At 61.7% G+C, this 14,251-nt stretch carries 7 protein-coding genes; all 7 read right to left on the bottom strand.

Translation table 11 applies throughout. The features are described 5' to 3' along the window. Positions 1-3: 3 nt before the first annotated feature. The gene (glgC, locus tag HFO71_RS24270; RefSeq protein WP_027667781.1) at positions 4-1,266 is read right to left on the bottom strand and encodes a glucose-1-phosphate adenylyltransferase; all 1,263 of its coding nucleotides are present in this window, start codon (positions 1,264-1,266) and stop codon (positions 4-6) included. 19 nt (positions 1,267-1,285) lie between these two features. Beyond that, complete coding sequence (gene glgB / locus HFO71_RS24265; protein WP_221968320.1) at positions 1,286-3,493, bottom strand: 1,4-alpha-glucan branching protein GlgB; 2,208 nt, start codon at positions 3,491-3,493, stop codon at positions 1,286-1,288. Next, a complete protein-coding gene (locus tag HFO71_RS24260; protein WP_221988535.1) occupies positions 3,490-5,952 on the bottom strand; it encodes a glycogen/starch/alpha-glucan phosphorylase in 2,463 nt (820 codons plus the stop codon). Before HFO71_RS24260 ends, glgB begins: the two co-directional genes overlap by 4 nt. Before the next feature lie 274 nt (positions 5,953-6,226). Continuing rightward, positions 6,227-7,462, bottom strand: a complete 1,236-nt coding sequence (locus tag HFO71_RS24255; protein WP_168258658.1) for a pilus assembly protein — start codon at positions 7,460-7,462, stop codon at positions 6,227-6,229. Between the two features lie 114 nt (positions 7,463-7,576). Continuing rightward, positions 7,577-8,464 (bottom strand): transglutaminase family protein, encoded by an 888-nt coding sequence (locus HFO71_RS24250; protein ID WP_131621727.1) that lies wholly within the window; start codon positions 8,462-8,464, stop codon positions 7,577-7,579. Beyond that, the gene (locus tag HFO71_RS24245) at positions 8,461-10,878 is read right to left on the bottom strand and encodes a circularly permuted type 2 ATP-grasp protein (RefSeq protein WP_077979493.1); all 2,418 of its coding nucleotides are present in this window, start codon (positions 10,876-10,878) and stop codon (positions 8,461-8,463) included. The genes HFO71_RS24250 and HFO71_RS24245 overlap by 4 nt, the downstream gene beginning before the upstream one ends. 27 nt (positions 10,879-10,905) lie before the next feature. Beyond that, positions 10,906-14,229 (bottom strand): transglutaminase family protein, encoded by a 3,324-nt coding sequence (locus HFO71_RS24240; RefSeq protein WP_221988533.1) that lies wholly within the window; start codon positions 14,227-14,229, stop codon positions 10,906-10,908. Positions 14,230-14,251: the final 22 nt, after the last annotated feature.

The following is a 14,251-nucleotide window of genomic DNA, read 5'->3' as shown; positions in this document are numbered from 1 at the left end:
ACGTCAGATATCCAGCTTGTCGATCATCGGTTGCGTGATCAGGCAGATGCCGCTTTCCGTCCGCCGGAAGCGCTTGGCATCGAGCTCGGGATCCTCGCCGACGACCAGGCCTTCCGGAATGACGACACCATGGTCGATCACCACATTCTTGAGCTGCGCGCGCCGTCCGATCTTCACGTTCGGCAAAATGACCGCACCTTCCATCTTGGAGAAGGAATTGGCCCTGACACCGGTGAAGAGCAGGCTATTGTTGAGCATGGCGCCAGAGATGATGCAGTCACCTGACACAACGGAGGAGGTGGCCGAGCCGCGGCGATCCTCGTCGTCATGGACGAATTTTGCCGGCGGGGTGATCTCTGCATAGGTCCAGATCGGCCAGGACTTGTCGTAGATGTCGAGTTCGGGAACGATCGCCGTCAGGTCGATATTGGCCTGCCAATAGGCGTCGATCGTGCCGACGTCGCGCCAATAGGGCTCGTGCTCGAAATCGGAACGGACGCAGGACTTGGCGAAGCGGTGGGCGACCGCCTTACCGTTCTTGACGATATAGGGGATGATGTCCTTGCCGAAGTCGCGGCTCGAGGCCGGGTCGGCGGCGTCGCGGCGCAGCGCGTCGAGCAGGAACTTGGTGTGGAAGACGTAGATGCCCATCGAGGCGAGGGCGAAATCCGGCTTGTCGGGAATGGGCGGCGGATCGGCCGGTTTCTCGACGAAGGCGATAATCTCGTCCTTCTCGTTGACATGCATGACGCCGAAGCCGACCGCTTCCATGCGCGGCACTTCCAAGCAGCCGATGGTGACGTCAGCGCCCGAATCGACGTGCTGCTGCAGCATCCATTCATAGTCCATCTTATAGACGTGGTCGCCCGCAAGAATGACCATGTATTCGACGCCGTAATCCTGGATGATGTCGATGTTCTGATAGACGGCGTCGGCCGTGCCTTCATACCATTGCGTCTCGGAGACGCGCTGGCTGGCCGGCAGAATATCGAAGCTCTCGTTGCGCTCGGGGCGGAAGAAGTTCCAGCCGCGCTGCATGTGACGGATCAGCGAATGCGCCTTGTATTGCGTCGCGACGCCAATGCGGCGGATGCCGGAATTCAGGGCGTTCGACAGGGCGAAATCGATGATGCGGGCTTTGCCGCCGAAATAGACGGCCGGCTTGGCACGCCGGTCGGTGAGTTCCTTGAGACGGCTCCCCCTACCGCCCGCCAGAACATAAGCCATTGCATCGCGGGCAAGTGGCTGAACGCGCTTTTCTACCATTTTCTCCTCCCACCAGTCACTAATTTTCAGGTTCAAGCATGATTGTCGCCAAGGGCGGCAGGGTGATCGAGCAGGTGATGTCGCCGCCGGCATCGACGGCCTGCACGCGCCCGCCATTGCCCTTGCCGCTGCCGCCGTAGATGTCGGCATCGGTGTTCAGGATTTCCCGCCAGCGGCCTGCGGACGGCAGGCGGATCGAGTAATTCTCGCGATAGACAGGGGTGAAATTGGTGATGACGGCGACCGGCTTCTGGCCCGGCGCCTTGCGCAGCCAGGCAAAGACGGAATTCTGGTGGTCGTCGGCGACCAGCCATTCGAAACCTTCGCCCTCGCAGTCACGCTCATGCAGTGCCGGCTTGCTGCGATAGGTGAAATTGAGGTCGCGCACCAGGCGCCGCATGCCCTCGTGCATACGATATTGAAGCAGGTTCCAGTCGAGTGCCTTCTCTTCGCTCCACTCGCTCCACTGGGCGAATTCCTGGCCCATGAACAGCAGCTTCTTGCCGGGATAGCCCCACATATAGGCGTAGTAGGCGCGCAGATTGGCGAACTTCTGCCAGTCGTCGCCCGGCATCTTGGCGATCAGCGAGCCTTTTCCGTGCACAACCTCGTCATGCGAGAGCGGCAGGACGAAATTTTCCGAATAGGCGTAGAGCAGGCCGAAGGTGAGTTCGTTGTGATGGTGCCCGCGATAGATGGGATCGCGGCTCATGTAGCTCAGCGTGTCGTGCATGAAGCCCATGTTCCACTTGAAGCCGAAGCCGAGGCCGCCTTCATGGACGGGTTGCGAGACCTTCGGCCAGGAGGTCGATTCCTCGGCGATGGTCATGACGTTGGAATTTTTGCCGTAGATGCGGATGTTGAGATCCTGCAGAAAACGGACCGCTTCGAGGTTCTCGTTGCCGCCATATTCGTTCGGGATCCATTCGCCGTGCTTGCGCGAATAATCGAGGTAGAGCATCGAGGCGACGGCATCGACACGCAGGCCGTCGAGGTGGAACTTTTCGGCCCAGTAGAGCGCGTTGTTGACGAGATAGGAAACGACCTCGGTGCGGCCGAAATTGTAGATCGCCGTGCTCCAGTCCGGATGGAAGCCCTTGCGCGGGTCTTCGTGCTCATAGAGTGCCGTGCCGTCGAACCAGCCGAGGCCGTGTTCGTCGGTCGGAAAATGCGCCGGCACCCAGTCGAGGATGACGCCGATTCCGACCTTGTGGCAGCCGTTGACGAAACGGGCAAAACCCTCCGGCTCGCCGAAACGGGCGGTCGGCGCGTAGAGGCCGGTCGTCTGGTAACCCCAGGAGGGATCGTAGGGGTACTCGGTGATCGGCAGGAATTCGATATGGGTGAAGCCCATGTCGGCGCAATAGGGGATAAGGCTGGAGGCGAGCTCGTCCCAGGACAGCATCGTGCCGTCCTGCCGGCGCTGCCAAGAGGCGGCATGCACCTCGTAGATCGAGATTGGCTGGCGGCGCTTGTCGGTCTCGCGCCAGTGCTTCAGATGGGCCCCGTCTTCCCACTCCTGCTCCAGCTCGGCGGCGGTGATCGAGGCGGTCTTCGGTCGCAGCTCGCTGCGCCGTGCAAAGGGATCGGCCTTCAGCGGCAGCAATACGCCATCCTGGCCGCGGATCTCGAACTTGTAGGCAACGCCGATCGGTACATCAGGGGCAAAGATTTCCCAGATGCCGCTGTCGGCACGGAAGCGCATCACGTGGCGGCGGCCGTCCCAATTGTTGAAATCACCGACGACCGAGACGCGCTGTGCGTTCGGCGCCCAGACGGCGAAATGGATGCCCTGGGCGCCGTCATGCTTGATGAGGTGAGCGCCCATCTTGTCGAATAGTCGCAGGTGCGAGCCCTCTCGGGCGAAATAATCGTCCATCGGTCCGAGCACCGGACCGAAGCTGTAGGGATCGGTAACAGCCCATTCGGCATCGCCGCGCCGGGCGCGGTAACGCACCGGCTGGACCTTTGTGAGGGAAACTGGGCCGGCGAAGAAGCCGTCGACGTGAAGCTGCTTCAGTTCGCCGATGACGCCACCGTCGAGCGTCATGGTGGTCACTTCCTCCGCGCCCGGGATGAAGCACCGGGCGACGAAGGCGTCGCCGGCCTGGTGCACACCTAGGACGGCAAAGGGATTGGAATGCGAGCCGGCAAGGATTGCCGTGATTTCATCTGCCGAAATTTCCCAGGAAAGCTTTACTTCAGGGACGGTTTTCGGCGTTTTCATCCGGCTCTCCAGATTTCGTTTGCATATTGCCTGATCGTCCGGTCGGAAGAGAACCAGCCCATCCGTGCCGTATTGTTGATCGTCTTGGTGTACCAGGCGGACTGGTTGGTCCAGATCTGGTCGACCTCGCGCTGGGCCTGGGCATAGGCGTCGAAATCGGCGGCGACCATGAACCAGTCGTGCGAATAGATGCCGTCGATCAGCGACGTATAGCGGTTGCGGTCATCGGGCGAGAAGACGCCGGAGCCGATGGCGGCAAGCGCCTGGGCGAGTTCGCGTGATCCCTCGATGATGGCGCGCGGATTGTGGCCATCGCTGCGGACCTTCGAGACTTCGTCGGCCTTGAGGCCGAAGATGACGATGTTGTCCTCGCCGACATTGTCGCGCATCTCGACATTGGCGCCATCGAGCGTGCCGATCGTCAGCGCGCCATTGAGGCCGAACTTCATGTTGCCGGTGCCGGATGCTTCCATGCCGGCGGTCGAGATCTGCTCAGAGAGATCGGCGGCCGGAACCATGACTTCGGCGAGCGAGACATTGTAGTTCGGGACGAAGACGATCTTCAGCAGGCCGCGTACCGACGGGTCGTTGTTAATCGTGCGGGAGACGTCGTTGATCAGCTTAATGATGAGCTTGGCATTGTAGTAACTCGGCGCCGCCTTGCCGGCGAAGAGTTTCACGCGCGGCACCCAGTCGAGCTCCGGATGCGAGCGGATCTGGTCATAGAGCGCGACGGCCTCGATGATATTCAGCAGCTGGCGCTTGTATTCGTGGATGCGCTTGATCTGGATGTCGAACATCGCCGATGGATCGAGCTTCACGCCCATGCGGCTGGCGACGAGGTTGGAGAGTGCCACCTTGTTGGCGCGTTTTATCGCTGCGAATTTCTGCTGGAAAGCCGGATCGGAGGAATGCACGTCGAGCGCACGCAGCTTCTCGGCATCATCGAGGAATTCGTCGCCGATCGCTTCGCGGATCAGGCCGGTGAGGCCGGGATTGCACTGCTGCAGCCAGCGGCGGGGCGTGATGCCGTTGGTCTTGTTGTTGATGCGGTCGGGATAAAGCTTGTGCAGGTCGGCGAAGACCGTGACCTTCATCAGGTCGGTGTGCAGGGCCGAGACACCGTTGATCGAATGCGAGCCGACGAAAGCGAGGTTGCCCATGCGCACACGGCGATCACCGCTTTCATCGATCAGCGAGATCGAGCGGATTTCCCCATCGGAGAAATTCTTGCCCTTACGGGCGTCGATCAGGATCTTGGCATTGATCGCATAGATGATCTGCATGTGGCGGGGCAGCAGACGCTCGAACAGCGGTACCGCCCAGCTTTCCAGCGCTTCGGGCAGAAGCGTGTGGTTAGTATAGGAGAAGGTGCGGCGGGTGATGTCCCAGGCCTGGTCGAAATCCATCCCGTGTACGTCGCAGAGCAGACGTACGAGTTCAGCGACCGAGACGGCGGGGTGAGTGTCGTTCAGCTGGATCGCCACCTTGTCCGGCAGCGAGGTGAAATCGTCATATTGCTGCAGATGGCGGCGCAGGATGTCCTGCAGCGAGGCCGACGAGAAGAAGAATTCCTGGCGCAGGCGCAGTTCCTGGCCGGCCGGAGTGGCGTCGGCAGGATAGAGAACCCGGGTCAGGCTTTCGGCCTTGTTGCTTTCGCGCAGCGCCCCGATGTGGTCGCCGGCGTTGAAGGCATCGAGCAGGATCGGATCGATCGGCTGCGCCGACCAAAGGCGCAGCGTGTTGACGCGCTTGCCGCGCCAGCCGACGGCCGGCGTGTCGAAGGCGGCGGCGATGACGCGCTCGGCCGGTTTCCAGACGTAGCGCGGCTGGTCGTCGTGGGTGGTGATGAATTCGACGGCGCCGCCGAAGCCAATTTCATAGGCGCTTTCGCGGCGCTCGAATTCCCAGGGATTGCCGTGGGCAAGCCAGTTTTCGGGCAGTTCCACCTGCCAGCCGTCGGCTAGTTGCTGGCGGAAGAGGCCGTGGACATAGCGGATGCCGTAGCCATAGGCCGGAACCTCGACCGTCGCCATGCTCTCCATGAAACAGGCAGCCAGGCGGCCGAGGCCGCCGTTGCCGAGTGCGGCGTCCGGTTCCAGGCCGGCAATGACGTTGACGTCGACGCCGAGCGAGGCGAGCGCATCACGCACCTCCTCCATCAGGCCGAGGTTCGAGATGGCGTCGCGCATCAGGCGGCCAATCAGGAATTCGAGAGAAAGATAGTAGACGCGCTTGGCGCCGGTCGCATAAACCTCGCGGGTGGAAGCCATCCACTTGTCGATGATGCGGTCGCGCACCACCAGGATGGTCGCGGTCAGCCAGTCATGCGGCTTTGCCACCTTGGCATCCTTGCCGATGCGGTAGGTCAGACGTTCGATAATTTCTTCAGCGAGAATTTCCGGCCTTGAACTGCGAGGGGCGGGGGAGGGGATGATCGGCTTGGAAACAGTGTTCATCGTCAGGTCTCGCCAATTTTAATTTGGTTTCAGGAGGTTATGCCTGATTCAATCAATTTGTCGCTTGCGCCGCCAACAGTTTATGCATCGTTACTAAGCACTTGCAACAAAGGATTTGGACAAACGAAAAATTTGCGAAACCTTCATATCCACGCGGGTCGAGGGGGTTGATTTCAATCGCTTTTCCCGATCTGATGCGCCGAACGAGCACAAGGAAAAGCCGCTCCGGTTTGTTCCGGTGCGGCTTTTCTGTGCCCTGTTCTCGGCGGTATCGTCAGTTCGTCAGACGTGTCACCTGAGCGGAAGCCTGCGCCCCGATCGCCTTGAAGGCAGCGAGGAGGTCTTCCATTTTTTCCGCTTGGAAGTAGTGAGCGTCATCGGAGGCGCAATAATCCAGCAACGCCTGTCCGCCCGCGGGCGCCATGAAGGCGATTGTATAGATTTCGATGCCCTTGGACTTGGCGTTATCGCATGTCGTCTTTGTCAGGGTGTCGTAAGAGCGGCCGCCACTACTATCGTTGTTGTTGTCGCCGTCCGTCATGAAGACAATGTATTTTTTGGGTATTTGTCCGGTCTTCTGTTTGTGAATGGCGTCCTCGGCGTCGTTTCCCGCAGCGTTCTTGGCAGTTAAGGACAAGGAGGCTGTGGCCATTGCGCCGCTGGAATTTGTGCCGCCATTTGCCTGAAGCGCATTGACATAGCTTGAGACGCCGACAGTCCCCCAGGCGAGACTGCTGGCTGGGTATTGATTGATATCGTAGGATACCGCGCCTGTGCGCACATATTCGGCATTGGGATCCGCGCTATTGAGTTGACCAAAAAGATTGCCGGCAGCGAGCTTCAGCGCCTCTATTTTGGTGTAGTAATTTGTGCGGCTGCCCGTGCATTTGTCGTAAACCCACTTATCTTTCTTGCTGTTGTAGTGGAGGTTGCAGTCATAGGTGTAGGTTTCTGTTGGGTCATCCACATTGACAGTCGCCGTGTTCTCTCCCATCGATCCTGATTTGTCGAGCGCGAGATACATCGAGATCGAGCCTTGAGTCTGGGAATGGCCGCCGACCGTCGTGCCCGAGGTCGAGAGATGCTGTGTCTTGAAGCCGACCGCCTGCATGAGCGGGTTGACAGTGAGGTCGTAACTCGGCGTAACCGTTACCTGGTAGGATGTCGACTTGCCTGATGTCGTTGCCTGGACATTAACGGCCGTCGTGTTCTTGATATCGGTTCCGCTTTGCAGGTAATTCGCCATCTGTCCCGCCACGAAATTCCGTGCAAATGTTTCTGCCTGCGACGTTTGGATGGTGCCGTTCGCTAGTGCGGTCGCGGTTGCGAGCGCCGCCGAATCGGCGGCTTCCTGCAATTGCTGTTTCGAGAGCAGCATATCGCCGACTTGGATCGCCATGCCGGCAGCGCCGAAAAGGACGGGGATCATGATTGCCGTCATGATACCGAAATTACCGCCTCGATCGCTGAACATGCGATGCAGGCAGGGATGCAAAAAGGAGGTGTTCATCATGTTCACCCAACTGGAAACCCTGTGAGGTGATTTAGGCATGCTGCTTCTTTCCGCCGTCCTTACGGCGTCAATACAATTTTAACGAATCGTCGGATTTTTCCAGTTTTGGGATTATTTCAGCGGGATCACGTCGACCGCCTGGACGGCGCGGTGGCCGCCATAGCTTTTCAATACGCCGATGACGGGAACGACGTCGGAATAGTCCCGGCCATAGGCGACGACGATGTGGTCCATGCCGGCGGGAATGTTGTTAGTCGGGTCCAGCTCGATCCAGCCGATCGTCTCGCCGCACCAGATGCGCACCCAGGCATGCATGGCGTCCGCCCCTTCCAGCCGTTCCTTGCCGGGTGGCGGGATGGTGCGCAGGAAGCCGGATACGTAGCCGGCCGGAATGCCGAGGCTTCTGAGAGCCAGGATCATCACATGGGTGAAATCCTGGCAGACGCCGCGCTTCAGCTTGAACGCCTCGAGCGGCGTGGTGTCCACCGTCGTTGCTTCCGGGTCGTAGGTGAAATCCTTGTTGATGCGGGCGCAGAGCGCATGAGCGATCTGCATGGCCGTCAGATCAGGCGTGGCGCAGCTTCGCGCATAGTCGGCGATCTCGCGCGCTTCGGTGAGGCGCGGACTGTCACCGAGGAAATGGTGCGGCGAATCCGGCGCCAGCGACCACATGCCTGATATCTCCTCCGGCAGGTTGGCAAGCAGCGGCGAGAAATCGGCGGCGATCGGCTGGCTTTCCACCTGCACGCGGGCCTGCATGCGAATGTCGAGCGTTTCGTGCGGCGCGCGCAGCAGGAAGGAGGTAGCGGGATGATGGAAGAAATCGACGAAATGCGACTGCTCGTCCGGCGAGGGCGAAATGGTAATCGAGCCGGCGATCAGCCGCTGCCGATTGGCCAGCGACAGCGGCATCAGGCGCATGATATGGCGGGCGCCGGAGGCCGGCGCGTCGTAGCTGTAACCCATGTGGAGGGAGAGATCGTAGAGCACGGCCATCACCCGAGATAGGTCTGGGCGAGCAGATCGGAGAGCTGCTCCAACTCGCGTTCCAGTCGCTGATAGACCTCGACGCCCATGCCCTCCGGCGTCATCACCGCCAGGCCGGAATGGAGCCGCATCGCCTCGCGGTAGAAGGGCGACATCTGGCCGTTGATCATGGCATTCGGCAGCTGCTCGACCTCGTGATGGATCTCGTTCACCTGGAAGAGGACCGAACGCGGGTTGAGCGGGTCGAGCGCCAAGAGGTCGGTGACAGTCAGCCGTGCGGTGTTGACGTTATAGCGGCGGCGATGAGTCATGACGCTGTCGCCGATCTCCAGCAGCATGTCGAGCGCGCCGTCAGGCGCTTCCGGGCCCGACATGTGGCCGAGCAGGCGCGTCATGTGCAGGCCGCGTTCGATATAACGGCCGAGCGATAGGAACCGCCAGCCGGTGAAGCGGTACATGTTTTCATGCATGAGACCGGCAAAGCCTGCAAGCTTCCGCAAGAGGATCGTCATCGCGTGGCTGGCGTCGTCGCCGGCAGCGACGGTGACGTGGAAGCGGCGGGCGGTCTTGGCGAGATCGTTGAGCGCCAGCCAGCCGTCCGGCGAGAAACGGTCGCGGATGTTGCTGGCCGAATAAACGGCGCTGTCAATGTTGCGCAGCAGCGTTTCCGGCACGGCGTCGGCGGTATCGATATCGACGGCGGCAAGATAATCGGAGACGTCGGCGAGCAGTGGCTGGCTCGGATCGGCAGCTTCGGCGAAACGGGCATGCCAGGCGCGCAGGATGCGCAGCGCCCCTTCGGCGCGCTCGATGTAGCGGCCGAGCCAGAACAGGTTGTCGGCCGCCCGGCTCGGCAGGCTGCCCGGCATGTTGCGGGTGAAGCTGCCTTCAGCGGGCAGCAGCGTGTGGCGCTCGACCGGTTTGTCGCTGACGATCCAGACATCGGCGGCGGCACCACCGGACTGCATGGCGATCGCCGCGACATCGGCGCCGGAGCCGATGCGGGCAAAACCGCCGGGCATGATCTGCCAGCCGTTTGCGGTGCGCGCGGCGAAGACGCGCAGCGACATCGGCCGCGGCACGAGCTTGCCGTCCACCCAGGCGGGTGTGGTCGACAGCGTGACAACTTCCTGGCCGACGAGCTTCGGGCCGTCGGAACTCAGCCAGTCGGTTATCGAATCCTTGGCAGCCGCACGCAGCGATGAGCCGAGCACGGATTCGCCGTTATCGTCGAAGAAGGGAGCGCGGGAATAGGCCGGGCCGATTACCATCTTTTCGATGTTTTTTGCCACGTGCTCGCGCTCTTCCTCCTGACCGCACCACCAGGTAGCGATCGAGGGCAATTGCAGATCCTCGCCAAGCAGATGGTGACAGATGGTCGGCATGAAGGCGAGAAGCGCCCGGGTTTCAAGAATGCCGGTGCCGAGCGCATTGACGATGGTGAGGCTTTCGGCGCGCAGCGCTTCCACGAGGCCGGGCGTGCCGATATGCGAATTCTGGTTCAACTCCAGCGGGTCGGCAAAAGCCGAATCGAGACGGCGCCAGAGCACGCCGATCGGCTTTAAGCCGGCGACAGTGCGCACCATGACGCGGCCCTTGACGACGGTCAGATCCTCGCCCTCGAGCAGCATGAAGCCGAGATAGCGGGCGATGTAGGCGTGCTCGTAGTAGGTCTCGTTGGCGGGGCCAGGTGTCAGCACGGCGATACGGTCGTCGCCGGAATGTTTCATATCCTGAAGCGCATCCCGGAAGGCGCCAAAGAAGGAGGCAAGGCGATGGACCGGGGTTTCGGCATAGATATCCGAGAAGGCACGGGTCGTCGCGACGCGGCTTTCCAGCGCGAAACCAGCGCCTGAGGGAGCCTGCGTCCTATCGGCGAGCACCCACCAGTTGCCGTCAGGCCCGCGGCCGATTTCGAAGGCGCAGAAATGCAGATAATGGCCGGATGCCGGCTTGATGCCGGCGAGCGGGCGCTGGAATTCGGGATTGGCGGCGATCAGTGCCGGCGGCAGGAACCCTTCCTCTACCAGCCGGTTGTCGCCGTAGATATCGGCGATGATCGCTTCCAGCAGGTCGGCGCGCTGGACGAGGCCCGCCGACAGCGTCTGCCATTCGCGCTCGTCGATCAGCACCGGGATATGCGAGATCGGCCAGGCTCGCTCGCCGGTGCCCTTGCTGCCATAGGCGCGATAGAAGACGCCGGCATCACGGAGATAGCGGTCGGCGCGGGCGAAGCGCTCGGCGAGATCCTTTTCCGGCATTGCGCTCAGATGCGAGAGGAAATTCTGCCAGACGGGGCGGACGGCGCCGTCGTTGTCGACCATCTCATCGGCGGTATCGGGAAGCGGCGCATAGTCGAAGGCCGCATTCTTGGCGATGCGGTCCTCTGCCTCTTCCCTGCGCTCCACTGCCGGCTTCTTGCCCATCAAAACTTAAGCCTCAAACCCTCGGCCTCAAACCCCGGCGGGCCGCCTCAGATCCAGCGTCAGCGGGAATTCCGGCGAACCCGTCTCGACGCGCGGAATGTATCCGCCCGCCGTATGCCCCCACGGCTCGAATCGGGTGAGCCGTCTTGCTTCCGCCTCGTTACCGTTGACCGGGAAGGTGTCATAGGTCCGGCCACCTGGATGAGCAACATGATAGATGCAGCCGCCGATCGAACGCTTCGACCATGTATCATAAATGTCAAAAGTCAAAGGGGTGTTGATCGGCAGGACGGGGTGCAGGCCCGAGGCCGGCTGCCACGCCTTGTAGCGGACGCCGGCGACCGACACGCCCGATGTACCGGTCGGCGTCAGCGGCAAGGTGCGGCCGTTGCAGGTGACGGTATAACGCGAGGCATTGTTGGTTTCGAGTCGCACCTGAAGGCGTTCGACGGAGCTGTCGACGTAGCGGGCGGTGCCGCCCGGCGCGCCTTCCTCGCCCATGACATGCCAGGGCTCCAGCGCCTGGCGCAGTTCCAGCTTCGAGCCCTCGTATTCGACTTCGCCGCAGAAGGGGAAGCGGAATTCGAGCTGGGCCTTGAACCATTCCGGGCTGACATCGAAGCCATTTTCGCGAAGGTCGGCAAGCACGTCGAGGAAGTCGGCCCAGACGAAATGCGGCAGCATGAAACGGTCAGGCAGGGTCGTACCCCAGCGGACGAACTTGCCGTCGACTGGATTGACCCAGAAACGGGCGATCAGCGCGCGCACCAGCAATTGCTGGGCAAGCGACATGCGTGCGTTGGGCGGCATCTCGAAACCGCGGAACTCGATGAGGCCGAGCCGTCCTGTCGGGCCGTCGGGCGAGAATAGCTTGTCGATGCAGATCTCGGCACGGTGGGTGTTGCCGGTGACGTCGGTCAGAAGATTACGGAACAGGCGGTCGACGAGCCAGGGCAGCGGCTGCTGACCGCGGCTGGGGTCGATCTGCGCCATGGCGATCTCCAGCTCGTAGAGGCTGTCGTGACGAGCCTCGTCGATGCGCGGCGCCTGGCTGGTTGGGCCGATGAACATGCCGGAGAAGAGGTAGGAGAGCGAGGGGTGGCGCTGCCAGTGGAGGACCACGCTCTTCAGGAGGTCGGGACGGCGCAGGAAGGGGCTGTTGTTCGGATTGGCGCTGCCGACGACGACATGGTTGCCGCCGCCGGTGCCGGTATGGCGGCCGTCGATCATGAACTTGTCGGCGCCGAGCCGGGTGGCGCGTGCCTCCTCGTAGATCGCCGTGGTGATGTCGACGCAGTCCTTCCAGTTGGAGGCCGGATGGATGTTGACCTCGATGACACCGGGATCCGGGGCGACGCGGATGACGTTGATGCGCTCGTCCTGCGGCGGCGGGTAACCTTCGATATGGACGGGAAGCTTGAGCTCGGCGGCGGCGTTTTCGGCAGCGGCGATCAGCTCGAGATAATCCTCGATGCGCTCCACCGGCGGCATGAAGATGCAGAGCCTGCCGTCGCGCGGCTCGACCGACATGGCGGTGCGCACGGCGCCGCGGAGTTCGCCGAGCGTCTGTTCGATCCGGCCGCGATTGCTCTCGTCGGCATGGAAAGAGGCTTCCGGCATGGCCCGGCCGGCCGGTACGAAGACATCAGGCAGCGGTTCGCGCGGGATCGTCGGATCGGCGGGGTGGATATAGGGGTAACGCGCTGGGGGAACATAGGGCAGCGTGCCGAGCGGCAGGCGGTAACCGATCGGACTGTCGCCCGGGACGAGGAAGATCTTGCCGCGGCGGGTGCGCCATTTCTCACTGACCCAGACTCGGCTTTCCGCTGCCCTGGCATTCCATGCCTGGACCGGAAGGATGTAACCGGTCGGAGTCGTGAGGCCGCGGGCGAAGACGCGGGCGATGCGATTGCGCTCCTCGGGATCCTTCAGCTTCGAATTCGCCGGATCGACATTTTCGGGAAGGCTGCCTTCCTTGATGATCCAGTCAGCGGGATCCTCATAGGCCGGCTGCACCATATCGGGCTTGATCGCCAGCTCCTTTGCGATCGCCGTCAGGAGCTTTTCGGCATCCTCGGCTTTGACGCCGGTATCCTTGCCTTCGGCGGCGACCAGGTCGAGGTTCTGCCAGACCGGTTTGCCGTCGCGGCGCCAGTAGAGCGAGAAGGTCCAGCGCGGCAGGCTTTCGCCCGGATACCATTTGCCCTGGCCATAATGCAGGAAACCGCCGGGGGCGAAGCGTTCGTGCAGCTTGCGGATCAGGATGTCGGCCTTTTCGCGCTTGGTCGGGCCGACCGCGGCGGTGTTCCACTCCTCGGACTGAAAATCGTCGATCGAAACGAAGGTCGGTTCGCCGCCCATCGTCAGATGTACGTCCTCGGCTTCGAGGACACGGTCGACTTTTTCGCCGAGTTCGTTGAGCTCCTCCCAGCTTTCATCGGAGAAGGGCTTGGTGATGCGCGGGTGCTCGGCGACGCGCGAGACCTTCATATCGAAGGCGAATTCGGTTTCGGCCTCGCCGAAATAACCGCCGGAAATCGGAGCGGCGTTGCGATAATGCGGCGTGGCGGCAAGCGGGATGTGGCTTTCGCCGGTCAGCAGGCCAGAAGTCGGATCGAGGCCGACCCAGCCGGCGCCAGGCAGATAGACCTCCGCCCAGGCATGCAGGTCGGTGAAATCGACTTCGGTGCCGGAAGGGCCGTCAAGCGCCTTCAGATCCGGCGTCAGCTGAATGAGGTAGCCGGAGACGAAGCGGGCGGCGAGGCCGAGATGGCGAAGGATCTGGACGAGCAGCCAGCTGGTGTCGCGGCAGGAGCCCTTGGCGCTTTCCAGCGTTTCCTCCGGCGTCTGCACGCCGGTTTCCATGCGGATGACATAGCCGATCTGTCTCTGCAGGCGGGCATTCAGGCCGACGATCATATCGACTGTCGGCTGGTCGGGCGACCAGTCGAGCGTCGGCAGCAGCGCCTTGAGGCGCGGACCGGCCGGCTCCGGCGTCATGTAGATCGACAGATCCTCCTGGATCGTTTCAGGGTATCCGAAGGGCCACTTGGTTGCCTCTTCCTCGACGAAGAAGTCGAAGGGATTGTAGACCGTCATGTCGGCGACGAGATCGACCTCGATCTTGAATTCGGTCACCGGGTCCGGAAAGACATAGCGGGCAAGGTAATTGCCATAAGGGTCTTGCTGCAGGTTGACGAAATGGTTGGAGGGCGTGACCTTCAGCGAGTGGCTGAGCACCCGTGTCTTCGAATGCGAGGCAGGTTTCAGCCGGATAATCTGTGGGCCGAGGCGGATCGGCTTATCATAGGTGTAATGCGTCAGATGATAGATGCTGGCTTTGATCGACATATTTCTCTTTTTATCCGGCTCG

Origin of the sequence: Rhizobium laguerreae (assembly GCF_019778565.1) — a bacterium.
GTDB classification, from domain to species: domain Bacteria; phylum Pseudomonadota; class Alphaproteobacteria; order Rhizobiales; family Rhizobiaceae; genus Rhizobium; species Rhizobium laguerreae.
The sequence above is the reverse complement of the archived record's forward strand: the minus strand, read 5'-3'. Positions and strand labels throughout refer to the sequence as shown.